18 protein-coding genes are annotated in these 17,655 nt (G+C 62.2%); 5 read left to right on the top strand and 13 right to left on the bottom strand.

From position 1 onward, the window contains the following. Positions 1-225: 225 nt before the first annotated feature. Entirely contained in the window at positions 226-1,131 is a 906-nt protein-coding gene (locus FIV09_RS19690; RefSeq protein WP_152453326.1) for a recombinase family protein, read from the bottom strand. Between the two features lie 226 nt (positions 1,132-1,357). On the opposite strand from FIV09_RS19690, the gene FIV09_RS19685 reads away from it, so the two are divergent. Then, positions 1,358-2,425 (top strand): hypothetical protein, encoded by a 1,068-nt coding sequence (locus FIV09_RS19685; RefSeq protein ID WP_050532597.1) that lies wholly within the window; start codon positions 1,358-1,360, stop codon positions 2,423-2,425. A 202-nt stretch (positions 2,426-2,627) separates the two neighbouring features. Further along, entirely contained in the window at positions 2,628-3,293 is a 666-nt protein-coding gene (locus FIV09_RS19680; protein WP_005613343.1) for a L,D-transpeptidase, read from the top strand. A gap of 39 nt (positions 3,294-3,332) precedes the next feature. Here FIV09_RS19680 and FIV09_RS19675 read toward each other — a convergent pair whose 3' ends face one another. Then, complete coding sequence (locus tag FIV09_RS19675; protein WP_005613342.1) at positions 3,333-3,602, bottom strand: hypothetical protein; 270 nt, start codon at positions 3,600-3,602, stop codon at positions 3,333-3,335. Between the two features lie 379 nt (positions 3,603-3,981). Here FIV09_RS19675 and FIV09_RS19670 point away from each other — a divergent pair, with 379 nt between their 5' ends. Next, positions 3,982-6,168 (top strand): cation-translocating P-type ATPase, encoded by a 2,187-nt coding sequence (locus FIV09_RS19670; protein WP_050532596.1) that lies wholly within the window; start codon positions 3,982-3,984, stop codon positions 6,166-6,168. Positions 6,169-6,234: 66 nt separating this feature from the next. Further along, positions 6,235-6,744: a murein L,D-transpeptidase family protein gene (locus FIV09_RS19665; protein WP_371417790.1), complete on the top strand. Its 510-nt coding sequence runs from the start codon at positions 6,235-6,237 to the stop codon at positions 6,742-6,744. 3 nt (positions 6,745-6,747) lie between these two features. On the opposite strand, the gene phnE is transcribed toward FIV09_RS19665, so the two are convergent. The 4 genes from phnE to FIV09_RS19645 are packed head-to-tail and all read right to left on the bottom strand — an operon-like array spanning position 6,748 to position 11,037. Then, a complete protein-coding gene (gene phnE, locus FIV09_RS19660) occupies positions 6,748-7,506 on the bottom strand; it encodes a phosphonate ABC transporter, permease protein PhnE (protein WP_152453314.1) in 759 nt (252 codons plus the stop codon). Continuing rightward, a complete protein-coding gene (locus tag FIV09_RS19655) occupies positions 7,506-8,288 on the bottom strand; it encodes a phosphonate ABC transporter ATP-binding protein (protein ID WP_152453312.1) in 783 nt (260 codons plus the stop codon). The genes phnE and FIV09_RS19655 overlap by 1 nt, the downstream gene beginning before the upstream one ends. Further along, positions 8,285-9,160, bottom strand: coding sequence for a phosphate/phosphite/phosphonate ABC transporter substrate-binding protein (locus FIV09_RS19650; RefSeq protein WP_152453310.1), 876 nt, complete (start codon positions 9,158-9,160; stop codon positions 8,285-8,287). Before FIV09_RS19650 ends, FIV09_RS19655 begins: the two co-directional genes overlap by 4 nt. Then, a complete protein-coding gene (locus FIV09_RS19645; protein ID WP_152453308.1) occupies positions 9,160-11,037 on the bottom strand; it encodes a cytochrome c peroxidase in 1,878 nt (625 codons plus the stop codon). The genes FIV09_RS19650 and FIV09_RS19645 overlap by 1 nt, the downstream gene beginning before the upstream one ends. A gap of 97 nt (positions 11,038-11,134) precedes the next feature. Between FIV09_RS19645 and mntR the strand changes: the two genes are divergently transcribed. Next, positions 11,135-11,593 carry a manganese-binding transcriptional regulator MntR gene (mntR, locus tag FIV09_RS19640; protein ID WP_152453306.1) on the top strand — a complete coding sequence of 153 codons (459 nt, stop codon included), beginning with the start codon at positions 11,135-11,137 and terminating at the stop codon, positions 11,591-11,593. A 261-nt stretch (positions 11,594-11,854) separates the two neighbouring features. Here mntR and lnt read toward each other — a convergent pair whose 3' ends face one another. Genes lnt through FIV09_RS19605 form a run of 7 tightly spaced genes read right to left on the bottom strand, consistent with a single transcriptional unit; the run spans position 11,855 to position 17,634 of the window. Then, positions 11,855-13,426 carry an apolipoprotein N-acyltransferase gene (gene lnt / locus FIV09_RS19635; RefSeq protein ID WP_152453304.1) on the bottom strand — a complete coding sequence of 524 codons (1,572 nt, stop codon included), beginning with the start codon at positions 13,424-13,426 and terminating at the stop codon, positions 11,855-11,857. After that, complete coding sequence (lspA, locus tag FIV09_RS19630) at positions 13,423-13,896, bottom strand: signal peptidase II (protein ID WP_048535494.1); 474 nt, start codon at positions 13,894-13,896, stop codon at positions 13,423-13,425. The genes lnt and lspA overlap by 4 nt, the downstream gene beginning before the upstream one ends. A gap of 4 nt (positions 13,897-13,900) precedes the next feature. Then, positions 13,901-14,683, bottom strand: coding sequence for a ZIP family metal transporter (locus tag FIV09_RS19625; RefSeq protein WP_152453302.1), 783 nt, complete (start codon positions 14,681-14,683; stop codon positions 13,901-13,903). Positions 14,684-14,705: 22 nt separating this feature from the next. Then, the gene (locus FIV09_RS19620) at positions 14,706-15,164 is read right to left on the bottom strand and encodes a DUF411 domain-containing protein (protein ID WP_050532589.1); all 459 of its coding nucleotides are present in this window, start codon (positions 15,162-15,164) and stop codon (positions 14,706-14,708) included. A 3-nt stretch (positions 15,165-15,167) separates the two neighbouring features. Then, a complete protein-coding gene (locus FIV09_RS19615; protein ID WP_152453299.1) occupies positions 15,168-16,541 on the bottom strand; it encodes a M23 family metallopeptidase in 1,374 nt (457 codons plus the stop codon). Next, positions 16,538-17,164, bottom strand: a complete 627-nt coding sequence (locus tag FIV09_RS19610) for an SCO family protein (protein WP_152453297.1) — start codon at positions 17,162-17,164, stop codon at positions 16,538-16,540. The genes FIV09_RS19615 and FIV09_RS19610 overlap by 4 nt, the downstream gene beginning before the upstream one ends. Then, entirely contained in the window at positions 17,164-17,634 is a 471-nt protein-coding gene (locus tag FIV09_RS19605; RefSeq protein WP_005647556.1) for a copper chaperone PCu(A)C, read from the bottom strand. The genes FIV09_RS19610 and FIV09_RS19605 overlap by 1 nt, the downstream gene beginning before the upstream one ends. Between the last annotated feature and the right edge of the window lie 21 nt (positions 17,635-17,655).

The raw sequence follows: 17,655 nt of genomic DNA, 5'->3' as shown, positions 1-17,655 counted from the left end.
CTGCCCTCTCGCTTCCGAGACATCGCGTCTTTGGCGTGTTCACGGAAATTGACGTTTTTTGCCTCGTTTCCGTGACTATTGGCGCAAGAGTCGGATTCGCGCAAGGTTTTTCCACATCTAGTGGGCGAGCACAGCTGAAACACAAGTATGTTCGGCCTGTGGCCTTCGCGTACAATGCGGCAACGTACCGGATGAGAATCCGCTGCGGAGCGGCGATCACGTCAACTACTTGCTCATCGCATTGTCATTTTCTAGCAACGCAAGTTGTTCAGCCCGCTCCAGCAGCATCTTCACAGAGGACGGTTGCCATTTGGCCCGTCCACGCGGTGTGCGTTCGCGCATTGATTCCAGCCGGTCACAGATCGCCTGGAGCGTGATGTTGGGGTCCGCACCCTTAATGGCCGCCACGATGGCAGGCAGGCGGTCATCGGTTTCGCGACGTCCGGCGCGGCCAAGCACTGCATCTGGTAGAAACCCGTCTCTGACATAGGCCTTCACGGCACGGAGCAGTCGGCTTTGTGTCCAATGGCGATCTGGGGGCAGGGGGCCATTGATGATCCGCAGCACGTCTTCCCAAGCCATATCGGGGCGCAAACGGCGCACATGGGGCACCCAATCCTGTGCTGTCTCGTTCAAGCGCTCCATGTAGCCGTCCTGTCGCGCCAGCCGCACCTTGCGCAGCGCGGCGGGGTCTTTGACGCGAAGTCCAGGATTGCCGCCTACGCGCCCTTTGGCCCGCGCAGAAGCAAGCCCGGCCTTGGTGCGTTCGCGGATCAGAGCGCGTTCGAACTCGGCCGCGGCGCCCAGAACCTGCAGCGTAAACTTGCCCTGTGGTGAGGATGTGTCGATCGGGTCTTGGAGCGAGCGAAAGAAAGCCCCCTTGGCCTCGAGACGTTCGATCACCTCCAATAAGTGCGACAGAGACCGCGCAAGCCGGTCGATCCGCACAACGACCAGCGTGTCGCCGCTCTGGACACGTTCGAGCACGCGTGCCAGCACCGGGCGCGCGCGATTGCCGCCCGAGGCGTGCTCTTCAAAGATCTCGACGCAACCCGCAGTTTGCAGGGCCTCAGACTGGGGCAGGGGGGTCTGATCCTCTGTGGAAACACGGGCGTAGCCTATCAGGGGCATGAAATCGGGCCGTTTGCAATTTAAGATATCGCTACTAAACGACCGTTTGTAAACGGATGCAAGGATGCTCTCTGTGGCCTGGTTCAGCGGAAAGCCCTTGGTTTCCATAGGCTGAGCGCGATGTGAGAGCCCTCGCCGACCATCGCCCGCGCGTACCATATAAAGAGCGTGGTCGCACTCTGACAAAACCCTTTAGTAAAGTGCAAAATTCTAGTATTTTGCACATATGAAGCCTCAAGCGCCTACATTACATGATGATTTTGATGCTCTCTTCCTCGACGCTGAAGAGGTGGGACAGTCGTCAGAGGAGGATCTTTGGTTCCTGCCCGGTCCGATGGAAGAAGAGCCGGATTATCTGCCACCCGGACCACGGACCGAACCGCGTGAAACCGAGGTCCTTGATGACTGGCGGAAAGCAGAGGCGGGCCTCGCCGCGCGTCTTGCCAGTGTAGCTGGTCGCGTCGGCGCGCTGCACGACCGCCTGAAGCGCGGCCCCGAAGGATGGCGACACAGGCTTGCACTGATCGAGGCAGCTGACCTCAGCTGGTTTGTGGGTGATCGTATCGGCCCGGATCGCCTTGCTCTTTGGATATCCATGCGCCTATCAGGCGTTCAGGAGGACACCGCAGCACTCGCGCGTGTCGGATGGGCAGTTCGCCGTTTGAGCGGCGGGCCGGGGCCCGAGGTGGACCTTTCCGCCTTTCTCGACCGCCGCGACCCCGAGAACCTTGGTGATGATGCCGAACCTTTCATGAATCGTGCGAGCGGGTGGCTGGATCTGATGGCGAGAGCTGTCGATCTGCATCCGATCAGCCGCGCCTGCATGGGCTTCCACCTCTGGAACCTCGCGGGTCTCGGACAGCACGGAGACGGGATGGAGGCGGCAGTCACAGCCGCAAGGATTGCGGCCGGTGCGGGAAGGGGGGCGGTCTTTGTACCTCTGGCCATGGGCGGATCAGGGGGGCTGCGCGCTGGCGGCCCACCCGCTGACCGTCTGTCGCGTTGGCTCGATGGGATGATGATAGCATCCCTGAGCGCGATGCGGCACCTAGACGACATAGAGGCATGGGCTATGCGCGCAGACACCGAAATGGCGCCGCTCTCGGGCAAGACGCCACCTGCTCTTCGCGCTGTACTGATCGAGTGGCCACTCGTCTCTGCACCGATGACCGAGATCTTGACTGGCGCCAGCCGCGCCGCTGTTCAACGTAACCTTAGCTGGTTGGAAGCGCGGGGTCTGATCCGTGAGGTGACCGGGCAGGGGCGCTATCGGATGTGGCGCGCAACGATATAGTAGAGAAGCCTTTTCAGATTTAGCCCTTTGCTGACCCAGTTGGCGCGTGAACGTCTAGCATTGAAATCGCTATTCTATTCTCTGCTTCTCGCGGTTAAGTGAAAATTTAACCCTTGAACCTCTAGTGGCTAGACGTTTTAGCATGAAAGAAATTGATCTGACAGATCCAGCACCAAATTAGAAACTGCGCGGAGCACGATACATGCTGACAAGACGACACTTCATCCAGACGACTGCCGCATTGTTCTCGGCGTCTATCTCGAGTCCGCTCCTCGCTGACACCTGGCCCACTGAAGCGGAAAAGGCGGCTTGGGATGCACAGATTACACCGCCGGGCTATAACCCAGCCACATCAAACCCGTGGGGCCTGCACCCGCGCTTTCTGCCGCAGCGGGTTATAACTAAAGATGGTCTTGTGGCCGGTGACATCCATGTCGATGCTGTCGCGCGCTATCTTTACCATATCGAGGAAGGCGGCACGGCGATGCGCTATGGCGTAGCGATTGCTCGTGGCAAACTTTATGAGCCAGGCGTCTACACGATCAAGCGCAAGGTCAGGTGGCCGCATTGGCAGCCAACACAGAACATGATTGACCGCGACCCGGAGCTCTACGCCGACATCGCTGACGGTATGGAACCCGGACCTGAGAACGCGCTCGGGTCACGGGCGCTTTATCTCTATGTCGGGGACCGAGACACCTATCTGCGCATCCACGGTACACCACAGCCGCGAAGCATCGGCGGCCGAGCCAGTTCCGGTTGCGTCCGGATGGTCATGGCGCACATAAACGATCTGTATCCGAATGTGGAGATTGGCTCGACGGCGTTCCTATATTCGGCCGAGGACAGCGTGACTCCGCAGAGTTGACCCAAGCCGCGCCGTCAATCCGACGCTTGGACGCGTCAATCAGGATTGGCGCGCGACGCAGATGGGATTGCCGCCTGCCGATCGCAACGGGACCAAGGTCGTTTCCACCGGCCCACTATGGGCATACCAATAGCAATTATCTTCGGGACGTAGCCGTGCCGTGATGAGATCCTGGTCGGGTGCAGCGAGGGCTGCGACAGATTCTGGAACATTTCCGATCCTGAATGGATCGTTGTCTTCCTTAGAAGGCACCGCGCAGCCAGCCAGGGCCAATGTTGCAACCATGATCACCGCATATTTTTGAAGCATATCTATCTCACTCTTTGGCAGGTCAGCCGCGTCCTCAGACTTAGCGGCGCGTTTCAAGGTTCCGCAGGTCTGTGTCCTTATTTGACCAAGTTTCTGTTTTTGCTCTTGAAGCTCTAGTTACTGTAGGGGCTATCTCAATGTGGAATGAACGAATCCCGAGGTCAATCCCATGTCTTCCAATGGCCACCGCCACGACCACAAGCACAGCTCTGACTGCAGTCACGATCATGGTGATGATCACAAACATGCGAGCGTAGTTCCCCACTCTCATGGAAAAGGTGCTGCGTGCTGCGGTGCTGGAGCCAACACGGGACCGGCACAATCCATCCCCTCGAATGGGCGAAGTTTTCAAGTTTCCGGTCTAGATTGTGCCGAAGAGGTGGCAATCCTGAATAGGGTGGTCGGTCCAAAAGTCGGCGGGACTGAGCATCTGGCGTTCGATGTCATCAATGGTCGGATGACGATTCTGGATACCGCAGTCGGAATTTCGGACAACGAGGTTTCGCAACTGGTCGCGAGTACCGGCATGAGCACAAAACCGTGGGACGCCGACAACGCAGCAGAGGATCAGGCCGCGCATCTGGCACGTCAGAAGCGCTTTACCTCGTTGAGCGGCGGCTTCTGGGCGGCGGGATTCCTTTTTCACATTGTCGAGACCGGCATGGGCGGCGCGCTCGGGCTCTTTGCGGGGCATGGCGAGGTGCCTATGCCTATGGCGGAAGCAGGGATCTTCGCCGTCGCGATCCTCTTTGGGGTCTGGCTGGTTGCGCCCAAGGCATGGTCTTCGGCGCGGCGACTTTCGCCAGACATGAACCTACTGATGGTGGTGGCCGTTGCAGGAGCCATCGGGCTCGGCGAATTCTTCGAGGCCGCGACGGTCGCGTTTTTCTTCTCTTTGTCGCTCTATCTTGAGAGCTGGAGTGTCGGTCGCGCACGCAACGCGGTTTCATCTCTCCTCGACCTCGCGCCGCCTACGGCTCGGGTTCTTTACGACGACGGATCGGAAGCCGACGTTCCGGCCGCTGCCGTGGCAGTCAATGCAAGGTTTATCGTGCGCGGCGGCGACCGGATCCCTCTCGACGGTGAAGTCGTGGACGGGGCAGGGGCCGTCGATCAGGCTCCTATTACCGGCGAAAGCGCACTGGTGCCCAAGGAGCCCGGCGACGAGGTCTATGCCGGCACTATCAACGGCGAGGGCACACTGACGGTGCGGGCGACCAAAGCCGCCTCGGACACGGTGCTGGCGAAAATCATTCGCATGGTGGGCGATGCCCATGCCCGCCGCGCGCCGGTCGAACAGTGGGTGGCCAAGTTCGCGCGCATCTACACACCCATCGTGATGGCTTTGGCGATCGCCATCGCGCTGGTGCCGCCACTGCTGCTCGGCGGCGCCTGGGACTACTGGTTCTACAATGCTCTGGTCCTTCTGGTCATCGCATGTCCTTGCGCGCTGGTCATTTCTACGCCGGTCTCCATCGTGGCAGCGCTGACCGCGTCGGCACGGGCGGGGGTGCTCATCAAGGGCGGCGCCTATGTCGAGGCGCCGGGGCGGACCACGGCACTGGCGATGGACAAGACCGGGACGATCACCATGGGCGAGCCTGAGGTGGCGGCGGTTCACCCACTGGTCGGCGTTTCCGCACGCGATCTCATGGCGCTGGCAGCAAGCCTGGAGGCGCGGTCTTCACACCCGCTGGCACGCGCCATCCTCTCGCGCGCCGAAGCCGATGGTGTTTCCGTGTCTGCCGCAGAGGACACCCGTACCGTGCCCGGGCGCGGTCTGGAAGGACGCGCCGACGGGCGCGCTATCTGGCTCGGCTCGGATCGCTTCGCCGAAGAGAAGGGGTTCGGCAATGCCATTCCGGCGGATCTGCGGGATCGGATCGAAGGGGCAGGGAGCACCCTCGTTGCCGTGGGTGACGAGACCGGCGTGACCGGCGTACTGGAGCTTCGCGACCGCATCCGCCCAGATGCAAAGGGGATCGTTGCGCGTCTGCATGCGCAGGGTGTGAAGACCATCGTGATGTTGACGGGCGACAACGAACGCACCGCGCGCGCGGTGGCAGCCGAAGTCGGCATCGACGAGGTGCGCGCCGAACTTTTGCCAGAAGACAAGGTGACGGCCATTGAGGAACTCGTCGAAAGCCACGACATGGTGGCGATGATCGGCGACGGTGTGAATGACGCACCGGCCATGGCGCGGGCGCATTATGCCATCGCCATGGGCGCTGTCGGATCGGATGCCGCGATCGAGACGGCCGACATCGCGCTGATGACCGACGACATCGGCAAGGTACCCTGGCTTATCGGCCATTCGCGCCGTGCCATGACGATCATCCACCAGAATATCGGCATATCGCTGGCGACCAAGGCGCTGTTCGTCGGGCTGACCGCGTTCGGTATGGCCTCAATGTGGGGCGCCATTGCTGCGGATGTAGGCGTGTCTCTGCTGGTGGTCGCCAACGCACTTCGGCTCCTGAACGGCCATCAGGTTGAGGCCGGGCCTTCAGGCGGAGAACCGGTGGGCGAGCAGATGGCGAAAGGAGCACTGGCGCACGGTCATTGATCCGGCGGTTTCGGTAGAGTAACGTCTGACATCAACCAGACCTCGCAAAAGGGGCGTCGAGCAGTGATGAATACCAGAATTCCACGGCGGGTCTTGCTGTTGGGCGGATTGGCCACCTTCCTGTCTGGCTGTGCCAGCAAGTTCCGGTCCTACAACGGACCCGAAGTGACCCGGCTGCGTATATACAAGGCGCAGCGGCTGCTGGTTCTTGACGGAACGGATGATGTCTTGCGGACCTATCCCATCGGATTGGGCTTCGCGCCCGAAGGCCACAAGCAGTTCGAAGGAGACGGCCGCACGCCGGAGGGCTCCTATCTGATTGACCGGCGCAACCCGGACAGCCTCTTCCACCTCTCCATCGGCATTTCATATCCCAACGAAGCCGACATCGCGTTTGCGGAGGCGCAAGGAAAATCGCCGGGCGGCGACATCTTCATCCACGGGGGGCCGCGCAAGGGGATCGACCCGATGAACAAACGCGACTGGACCGCAGGCTGCATCTCCGTCACGGACCGGCAAATCGAGGATATCTACGCCATGGTCAGGGACGGAACCCCCATCGACATCTATGCCTGATAGTCAGGCAAAACGACGGCGCAGCGCAACGTTGATGGCTTCGATGGCGATGACCATGACGACGACGGCAATCGTGACGCTGGCCGCCTTATCATACTGGAAAGAGCGCACGTAGGTCTGGATGTAAAAGCCGATCCCGCCCGCGCCGACAATGCCGAGGATCAGCGACTCGCGCAGGTTCAACTCGAACCGGAAAATCGTGTCGCGGGCGACGACCGGCGCCATCTGCGGCCAGATCGCGTATCTGAGCCGCACGAGCGGCCCGGCGCCCGCGCTTTCCAGTGCGGCGATCGGCGCGCGGGACACGCCGTCGATCGCCTCGGCATAGAACTTGGCGAGCATCCCCGTTGCATGAAAGGCGACCGCGATGATGCCGGGCAGCGGCCCGAGCCCGACAGCGCCCACCATGAGCATGGCCACGAGGATAAGCGGAATCGCCCGGATGAAGGCAAGCAGCGTTCGGATCGGCCGAAACACCGCAGGCGATACCATCGTCTCAGACGCGAGAATGCCGAGGGGAACGGACAGGATCACAGCACCGAGGGTGCCGAGGATCGCGATCCTCAGCGTTTCCGCGCTGCCCTTCCTGATCTCGGCCATCACCGTCGGGTCAGGCGGAAACATCCGACCGAGGAAATCGGCAATGCGCGGGCCGGCCGACATGAGACGCGACAACTCGACATCGGTCGTGGCGAAGGACCACAGGATCGCGGCTGCGATCAGACCGCTCGTCGCAAAGCCGCCAAACCCGCGGAACGCCATCAGGACACCGCCCTGAGGCCGATACCGGGGATTGGCTCTACCTCCCGATAGAGCTCCGCCGTCGCATCATCGTTCAACTCGGAGGTCGGTACATCGAACACGATCCGCCCGTCCCGCATGCCGATGATGCGCTGCGCGAAACGCCGCGCCAGGTCGGGCTGGTGCGACGAAAACAGCGCCGTCGCGCCGCGCGCTTGCGCCGCCCCGGTCAACAGCGCCAGGATCTCACCTGCACGCGCGGGGTCGAGGTTGCTTACCGGTTCATCGGCCAGAATAAGCCGTGGTTCCTGCGCCAGACACCGCGCGATGGCGACGCGCTGCCGCTGCCCGCCGCTGAGGCTGTCGACCCTGCGTTCGGCAAGATCGGAAATGCCGCAATCGGCAAGTGCCGTGCGCGCAATCTCCAGATCGTGCTTGGTCGGTGACCCCATCAGGGCGCGCAGGGGAGACATGCGCCCCAGGCGGCCATTCAGGACGTTACGCAGAACCGTGGAGCGTTCGACCAATGCAAACTCCTGAAACACGAAACCGGTATCCGAACGGCGCGCGCTCGGCGGCGGACGGTCGGGATCGAGCGGCGCACCCAGAACCGATACCCGCCCGCTCCAGCCTTGGAGCCTGCCGTCGAGCAGTGCCAGCAGGGTCGTCTTGCCCGCCCCGGACGGGCCGAGCAAAGCGACGCTCTCGCCCGCCGAAACCCGAAACGAGACCCGCTCCAGCGCCGGGAGGTCCGCGCCCGTATGGGCAAAACTCAGGTCGTCTATTTCGATAGCTGTGCTCATCGCAACAACCCGTATCGCCTTGCCATATCGCGTACGCCGTCATAGGCGGCGGGGTCGGCCCTGACGTAGCCATCTGGTCCGTAAAGATAGCGCAGCTTGTTGCGGTGCTCCGGCTCGTTGAGCCGCAGCATTGCGTCGACAAAACGGTCCCGCAGAGCGGCATCGAGCCCCGGGCGAGCGATCACCAAATGGCTCGGGATCGGCGCGCTTTCCGCGATCCAGGTTACCTCTGCCTGTTGCTGCGGCGTCAGAAGCAGGTCGGCATACTGGCTGGCGCCTGCGGCATCGACCAAGCCTTCCGCCATCGCCTGCATCGCCTGCTGGTAGCCGCCCGCGAAGAAGACGCGGCCGAAGAATGCTTCCGCCTGTCCGGGGCCCTCGACCAGCCCGGCCTCAACGAATTCGGCGAGCGGGTAGAGATAGCCCGATTCCGAGATCGGATCCGCGAATGCGATGTCGCGTCCGCGCAGGTCTGCGAGCGCGCCGATGCCGCTGTCACGCCGCACGAAGATGCGGCCCGTATAACTCGGCGCGTCGCGGTAGACCTCGGACAGGAGCGGCACGGCACCGATCTCGGCCTCGGCCAGAACGAAGGGCAGGGCGCCCATGAAGGAGATATCCGCGTCACCATTGCGCAGTGCTTCGACCGCCGCTGCATGGTCGATGGTAACGAACCCCTCGACGGGGACGCCGATCTCACTGGCCAGCCAGCCGGTGATGGCCTCGATGTCCCCCAGAAGCTTGTCGGGGTTCTCCTGCGGGATGAAGGCAAGCCGCAGTGCATCGTCCTGCGCGGCGAGAGGTGTCGCCAGCGACACCGCGCCCGCGCCGACCAAGGTCAGTATCGTTCTACGGGTCAGATGGACCGGCATCAGAATGCCCTCTCTTCGATTGCGTCGGCTTCAGACTTGAACGCGGTCCAGCTTGCTTCGGCGGCCTTCCAGTCATCGGCACGGACGGCGGCGCCGACCGCGGCCAGACGTTCGGCCAGCGCATAGACCTCGGGCCGGGCGGGGAGGTTCGACATGGTACTGGCGTCCGCCGAGAGGTCCGCAGCCACGGTGTCGGTCAGCAGCAGGATATGCTCCGCGTCCCGCCGCGGCAGTAGCGTATCGATTGTCGAGGCGAAGGTCGTCAGTTCGGCGAATGCCAGCCGGAAAGCGGTGTTCTCGGTGTCGAAGGCTTCATAGGGCTCGTCTGCCGCGCCAACGGTCTCGAGATAGGCGGTCAGGTCGGCGCGGTCTTCCTCGGTAAGCCCAAGCGATTTCGTCTCGTCGAACCAGTCCACGACGGCGGCCAGCGTCGGCAATGAACCGTCGTGGAAATAGGGGGCGGTATAGGCCGTGCCGAGCAGCGTGGGCGTGTCCAGCGCACCGGCGCGGGCCCCCTCGTAGCCCGGCGCGACTGAGCCGATGTCGTGGGCCTGCCGGTCGAGGAAGTTCGCGTCTGGCACGTGGCAACTGGCGCAGGACCGATCGCCGAGCCCGGCGAAAGGCGTATTGAAGATCTCCTCGCCGCGCCGGGCGGCCTCTTGGGTCGTGTCGGTCAGACGGCCATCAGTCGTCAGCATGGAATTCGGCAGGAAGTCGAATTCGAGCATGTAGGCGACGAGAGCGTCCAGCATGAAGGGCGTCGGTTCCTTCCCGCCGAACTCGTTGACGACCACGTTGCGGGTAAAATCGCGCAAGGAGGCGAAGCGGCCATCGCGGCCGTAGGGACCGGTAAAACGCAAGCCGCGCAGGCTGGGAATGTCGAGCGGGTCGTCGCGCCTGTCATTGAAGATCGGGTTGAAAAAGGCGCCGTCCACGTCGATCGCGCCCGGTTGGTGGCTGGCGCCGGGGATGAAGAGCCGCTGGTTGACGTCCGAGCGGTTGTGACAGGTCGAGCAGGCGATCCCGAGATCCTGCGCCGGGCTTCCAAAGAGTTGCGCGCTGTCGAACAGCATGTCGCCGTAGGCAACAAGCGGCAGATCGGTCTCGTCGATGCCCTGTTCCTCGAAGTTGAGCACGAGCAGCGGCAGCGGGTCCTGATCGAAGATGTCGGACCCAGGCGGCAGGCTTGGCGGTACCTCGATGGCCTTTCCGCTGAGCACAGCTGTTTCCGGCAGGGCGCTCAGCGTCCGGCGCGGAGCGAAACTGTCCAGGAGGTAGTTCTCCGCAAGATAGCCGGAGATGACTGCACGGGCGGCTTCCATCGTGTCGCGATCCGCAGATGTGGCGCCAGCGCCGAGAACACCAGCGGAACCTGTGCTGCTGTTGAGTTCCAGCCAGGCGAGGCCGATGCGTCTTGCAGCTTCGGGATCGGCCGCCGCGATACCATCCTCAAACGCACGGTAGAGTTCGCGTGCCGTCTGCACCGCCAGCTGTGCTGTCGCCGATTCTTCGGCCGCGAGAGCACGGTCCAAATTCTCCTCAATCCTGAGCGCTACAAGCCGCGTCGCCTCGGCGAAGACCGCCTGCAGGTCTTCGCGCATTATAGCGTCCAGGAGACCGTCGGGCTCGATATCGCTTTTGCGGTCCAGCCACGCCAGCGCCCCGACAGAGAATTCCGAACCCCGGTAGGGTTCCGTCCAGGCGGTCTCGATGTCGTCCCAGGGCAGAGGCTCGAGATTTCCAAGAAAGAGCGTCAGACGGTAGGCCGCTGCCTCGGGAAGCCAAGGCGCCTCCTTGGCCGGCGTCGCGGCGACAGGTCCGGACAGGAGGAGCGCACTTGCGAGTGTGGCGAGCAGCACTCTCATAATATTTCGCATCACCACGGCCTCCAAAGTACAAAGTTAGACATGGCTAACTTATCTACCCGAAGCAAACAAGTTGTCAATCCCGCTGTTTCGCTGCAAAGTCCCGAGTATGACAAAGCTACAATCACAAGGGCGTGAGCCATTCGAAGCGGTCGACCGGGCTCCCGAGGCGCAGGCCGATGGCTTTGCGACCGTGCGTCAGGCACATGAAAGCGAGATGGCGGAGGATTACGTCGAACTGATCGCGGAACTGATCGAGACGCGCGGGGAGGCCAGACCGGTCGAGATCGCCGAGCGGCTTGGCGTGAAGCCGCCGACCGTGACCAAGAACATCTCGCGGCTCAAGGCTGCCGGTCTGGTCCGGCGGGAGCCATACCGCGCGATATTCCTCACCTATGCCGGGCAGGACCTCGCGGAGATCTGCCGACGCCGCCACAGGGTCGTCGTCGCCTTTCTTCTGAGCCTGGGAATCGACAAAGAGACCGCGGAACGCGATGCGGAAGGGATCGAGCATCACGTCAGCGGGACGACATTGGAGGCGTTCGAGCGACGGCTCAATCAGAAATGAGCTCGCCTAGATGCACATTCGCGCGATTCTCTATCGGGACCTCGAGCTATCGGGTCTTCAAGCCGCTGACACGTTTGCGCAATTTCGAAGCTCGCTAGCCGAGAACCCGCGACAGCACGATGGTTGCAAACAGGGCGACAAGTCCGAAGGCGATCGCAGACGCTACCGCATATTGGAGGATATCCAGGTGATTCCCCCTCCTCCGTCGTGCCAGATAGCCACCCCAGATCGCGCCTCCGATAGCGCTCACGATCACAAGCATCAGGATACCTCCGTTCCAAAATGCCGCGCATCGGGATCTCGTCCGAGCAAACTGGCCAGCCAGCCGAAGACCCAGCACCCAAAAACAAGAACCAACAAGGTCCAGTCGCCGAACCGCGCATAGGGCGTTGGAGTACGCGCGCCCGGCAGGCCGGCATCAATGGTGCCTGTTTCCCCGGTATCAAGACGCGCGACGACATTTCCATTGGCGTCGATGATCGCGGATATCCCGGTGTTGGCCGCCCGGACCACGGGAAGCCCCTCCTCGACCGCGCGCATCCGCGCGGAGGCGAGGTGCTGCTCGGGTCCGATGCTGGTTCCGAACCAGGCATCATTTGTGGCGTTGAATATCCAGTCGGGGCGGAAAAGGTCATCGACCACGTGGCCCGGAAAGATGATCTCGTAACAGATCGCCACCGTGACCAGAGGCGCGCCAGGGATCGCCAGCGTGCGCGGCCCTGGTCCCGGCGTGAAATCGCCCAACCCTTCCGTCAGTCGTTCGATGGGCAGCCAGCCTCTCAGCGGCACATATTCGCCAAACGGAACGAGATGATGTTTTGCATATCCCGTCAGAATCTCACTGGTGCCATCGTATGCCTGAACCGTGTTGAAATATCTGGTTCCCCCATCGCCCTCCACTCGGTCAGGCGCACCTGTCAGTAGGATCCTGCCGTCTGGCAAAGCTGCAGATATCCGCGCGCGTGCCGCAGCATCTTCGTCCAGAAAGCCGGGGAAGGCCGTTTCCGGCCAAAGCAGCACATCGAAACGTCCGGGTTGCGCGGACAAGCCCAGGTATTTTTCCAAGGTTCGCTGGCGGCTGCCCGGTACCCACTTCTCGACTTGTGGCACATTGCCTTGGACGATGCGCAAAGCAACGTCTGTCGGCGGCACGTCCTGCCCTGACCGAAGCGCACCGCCAATCCAGAAACCCGTCGCAGCAACGGCGAAGAGCACGAGAACAGGCGCGCGTCTCTTTGGCGCCGCCACAGTCAACACACCTGGCAATATGCCGATGAAGACCGTGAGAAAGCCCAAACCGTAGCTGCCGACCCAGGCGGCGGGTTGGCGCAGGGCGGCATAATCGACAAGGGCATAAGCGGCAAGGTTCCAGGGAAACCCCGTCAGGACATGACCCCGCAGCCATTCCGTGGCCACCCAGCAGGTTGCAAACAGAAGGCCCGCCGCAATGCCGCCGAAAGCTCGGCGCTGCATGATGGCGGCAAAAAGCATCGCCGCCATGCCCGGGAAGATGGCAAGTCCGGCGGACAGACCCGCGACCGCCGGAATCGCCAGTGCGCCGAAACGTTCGGCATCGACGTAAAAGCTCTCGGCGATCCAGGAAATTCCAATCCCGAATTGGCCCAGTCCGAAAGCCCAACCGACAAGGAAAGCGCGCGAGGTTGAGATGTTCCGGAGAACGATAAAGAGCACTGAGAAGGCGACAGGGACCGCCATGAGCCAAGAAAACGGCGGAAGGGTCAAAACCGTCAATCCGCCGGCAGCAAGGGCAAGACCCATGCGCTGGAACAGGTTCGGGTCCTCACTAACGATCTGCGGCAAACCCGGCTTCATGAATCGGTCTGAAGTCGAGCGCCAACCCACGGCGCAATGAGCAGCAGCATCACGCCGCCAACCACAAAAACATCGGCCATGTTGAAGGCAGGCCAGTGCGCCGTCCCGATGTAGAAATCGAGGAAATCCGTCACCGCACGATAGCGCAGGCGGTCCAGAATATTGCCGAGAGCACCGCCGATGATCGCACCATAGGCAATGGCCTCGACCCGGCTGCTGGAACGGATCAGCATAGCCGCCAACCAGACGCAGATGCCAAGTGCCAATACGACAAGGCTCCACCACGGCGCACCGCCGAGAAGCCCGAAGGTCACCCCGTCATTGCGCAGGTAGATGAGATTGAAGCCGGGAAAGACCGATACGCCGGAACTAAGAACAGTCGCATTGGAAACAACGATTGCCTTCGTTGCCTGATCGACAAGAAAGGCGATCAGAGCGGCAAGCAGACCGACGAAGAGGCAAGATCTCATCCGCTTATCCCAGCCAGACGTCGAGGAACAACATGATCACAAGACCAACCGCGAGGCCGAGCGTCGCCCTGTTCTGATGTCCGGACCGGTGGGTTTCCGGAATGATCTCGTGGCTGATGACATAGAGCATCGCCCCTGCTGCGAAGGCGAGACCCCAAGGCAGCAGCGGTTGCGAGATGCCGATGATACCCGCGCCGATGAGCCCGCCGACGGGCTCGACGAGACCGGTCAGGGCGGCGATGCCCCAGGCGCGAAACCTGGAATAGCCCTCGCCGAGCAACGAAACCGCCACCGCCAGACCTTCGGGGGCATTCTGTAATCCAATACCGATCGCAAGTGGCAACCCGCTCGACAAACCGTCAGCCCCGAACCCGACGCCGACGGCAAGCCCTTCGGGAAAATTGTGGATAGTGATCGCGATGATGAAAAGCCAGACGCGCCGCAGCGATGCGGCGTCGGGACCTTCCCGCCCCGTCTTGAAATGTTCATGCGGCAGCCGTTCGTTCATCAGAGCGACCGCGCCCATGCCAAGCAGGATCGCAACACATACGATGGCCGCCGGGAGAGCACCGTTGTCGAACTGTCCTTCAGCTGCGTCGAGAGCCGGGATGATCAGCGAGAAGAACGAAGCCGCGAGCATGACACCCGCCGCGAAGCCAAGCAGCAGATCGCGCGTGGCCCGGGACGGGATGCGCCCAAAAAGAACGGGGACCGCCCCGACCGCGGTCAGCGATCCGGCGGCCAGGCTTCCAAGAAAGCCAAGCGCTATGGGGGAGAGGGGTTCCAATTGTTAAGGTTCTGCCGCGAGTTCAGTCAGGAGCCGAGTAGCTGGTGTAGACCTCGGTCGATCCGTCTTCGTGGATCAGGAAGACATCGTAAGCCTCCCGGTCGTCCTCCGGTCCCATGCCGGGCGACCCGTAGGGCATTCCCGGCACCGCCAGGCCTACCGCGTCTGGCCGGTCCTCCAGCAGGCGTTGGATGTCAGCCGCCGGCACGTGGCCCTCGATCACATAGCCGTCGACCAGAGCAGTATGGCAGGACACCATGCGCTGCGGCACGCCATTGTCGAGTTTGAAGCGCACAAGAGATCCTCCGAACATGTCCTCGCCCATCGGCGCGAAGCCATTCTCCTCGAGGTGCTTCATCCAGGACAGGCAACAGCCGCAGCCGTTTGTCTTCCGGACGTCGATCTGAATCGTCTCTGCGACGGCCTGCGCCGCGGGAAGCAAGGCAAATGCGATGGCAAGGGCGGGAGTAAATCGTTTCATGGATCAAAGCCTTTCGGTTGTCGTCTGTGCAAATTCGCTGGCGAGCCTCTCAGCAAGAAGTGAACGCGCCTCACGCAGTCGCTCAAGCGCGGCCGTGTCGTCCGCTTCACGCTCGGCCGCCTCTGCCAATCGGTCGTCAGAGAGAGGGTCGGTTGGGCGACCGTCCACCAGCACTTCGTAATGTAGGTTGGGGCCTGTCGCGGTACCCGTCGCACCGACCCGCCCGATCATATCTCCGGCCATCACGCGTTGCCCTTGTGTGAGCCCGTCCGGTACGGCGCTCAGATGCGCATAGCGCGTCAGGGTGTCGGAGCCATGAGCGATCTCGACGACCCGGCCATACCCACCGCGTCGGCCGATGAAGCGAACGCGGCCCGGCGCCGTCGCCTGTACCGGCGTGCCGCGCGCCGCCGCGAAGTCGACCCCTGTGTGCATCCGTACATTGCCGTAGACCGGATGGGTGCGGCGCCCGAACACAGAACTCAGCCGTGCACCTTCGACCGGTTGCGCAAACACGCGCAGGACTTCTCCGTCGACATAGATCGTCGCTTGGCCGCTGCCGTCGTTCGGCCAGACGATCTCGTAGACCGAGCCATCGATATCCAGTGCGGCAAAGGCAAGCTCGGGCTGACCAATCCTCTTGTTCCCGTCTCGGGCCTCGCGCCAAAGGAGGCGCATCGTCTCGCCACCCGCAAGATCACGACGGAAATCCACGGTGCCGCCCAGCATCTGCGCCAGGTCCACCGCAAAACGGGCGGGGATGTCTGCCGTGTCTAGGGCGGCGAAAATCGAGCTCTCGATCACCGCCTCGCCAGCGAAAGTCACCAATTCGGGATCCGGCTCCAACACGCGGGCGGCAAGCTGTTCGCCGAAGACCGCCTCTATCCGGACACCGTCATCGACGGCTAGTTCTACACGACGCGGGTTGTCGTCCGTTGTGGAAACCACGGTAATGATGTGACCCGGACGCAGACGGCGCAGATCGTATTCCGCGCCAATCGCCAAGGCGATTTCGGCGCGATCCGAAGCATCCAGCCCCGCATCGGAAAGGACCGCATCAAGCGTCTCGCCCGACGCAATCTCGCGCGACCAGGTGACCAGCTGGGGCTCGATAGATGGCAAGGAGGTATCAGCGGGGGAAACGGTCAGGAGGGGCCGGGGTCTGAACTCGAATGCGATATCTGCCTGGGCGAGTGTAGGGCGGACCGAATTGGTTTCGGTAATCCGAGGCGGCGCAAGCGGATCGGGAGTCCAGAGGGTCGCTTCAGCAATCGCAGGGGGCACCGGTTCTTTGGACAGAACGCCAGAGATGGCGATGGCGGTCACCGAAAATGCGCCTGCGACCGCAACGGCCGCCAAGACAGTTCTTATCTTCATGTTGCCCCCTCTACGTCTTCTGTCAGTGCGCGCCGGATCTTCGGCACCGCGAATTCTCTTGGCTCGTGATAGTCGATCATGGTGACGAGCTCACCCTCGGCATCGAACAGGAATACGCTTGCCGTATGGTTCATCGTATAGCCGCCGCCCTCAGTCGGGACGCGCTCAAATGAGGCACGAAACCCTTCTGCAGCGCGGGCAATCTGGTCTTCCGGCCCCGTCCAACCACGAATGACCGGATGAAAATAGCCGACATATTCGGCCATGGCCTCGACCGTGTCCCGCTCCGGGTCGACCGTGATGAAGACCACGTTCATCTCTGATGCTTCGTCGCCCAGTTCCTCAAGCCAGCCGGAAATATCCGATAGGGTCGTCGGGCAGACGTCCGGGCAGTAGGTGAACCCGAAAAACACCATTGTCGGACGACCGATCAGGTTGCCAGGCCCTACCTCATTTTCCTCGTGGTCGGTCAGCCGGAACTCCATCGCCGATAGGGGCAGGGGCCGCTGCCCTTTTGGTTCAGGCGCACCGGGCCCGTCCACCCGCCACCAGCCCACGAAGAGCGTCAGGCCAAGAACGCCGGCACCGGCTGCGCCGTATAGAAGGACCTGCCGACGTTGCATCAGCCCTCCGGTCCACGCGCGGCGATTCCGAGGATTGGGACCTCGACCGTCACCTTGCCGCCATCCGAGAAGGTCAGTGTCAGCGGGAAATTCTCGCCTTCGGTCATCGGCTCTTGCAGCTTCATGAGCATGGCGTGCAACCCGCCCGGCTCCAATGCCACGCTTTGGCCGGGCTCAATCGTGATCTCGCCTGCAGGTGCCATGGAACTGACGCCAACGGAGTTGGTTTTCGACTCATGGATCTCGGGCATCATTGCCAGCGGTGTCGCAAGTCCGGTCAGCGTAACGGCGTCTTCACCCGTGTTGCGCACGGTCATATAGGCGGCACCTGGCCTGTTGACGCCGATCGAGGCGCGGGACCACGCATTCTCGACCACGACATCCTCCGAACCGGCCAGTGCGGGGGCCGACAGCCCTGCAACCGTCAAAAGCACGGCCAATGCATTGGTATATCTCAACTTCTTCACCACTCGTTTCTCCTGCCTCCGCAA

It is taken from the genome of Roseivivax sp. THAF197b, assembly GCF_009363255.1.
GTDB lineage: Bacteria > Pseudomonadota > Alphaproteobacteria > Rhodobacterales > Rhodobacteraceae > Roseivivax.
The sequence above is the reverse complement of the archived record's forward strand: the minus strand, read 5'-3'. Positions and strand labels throughout refer to the sequence as shown.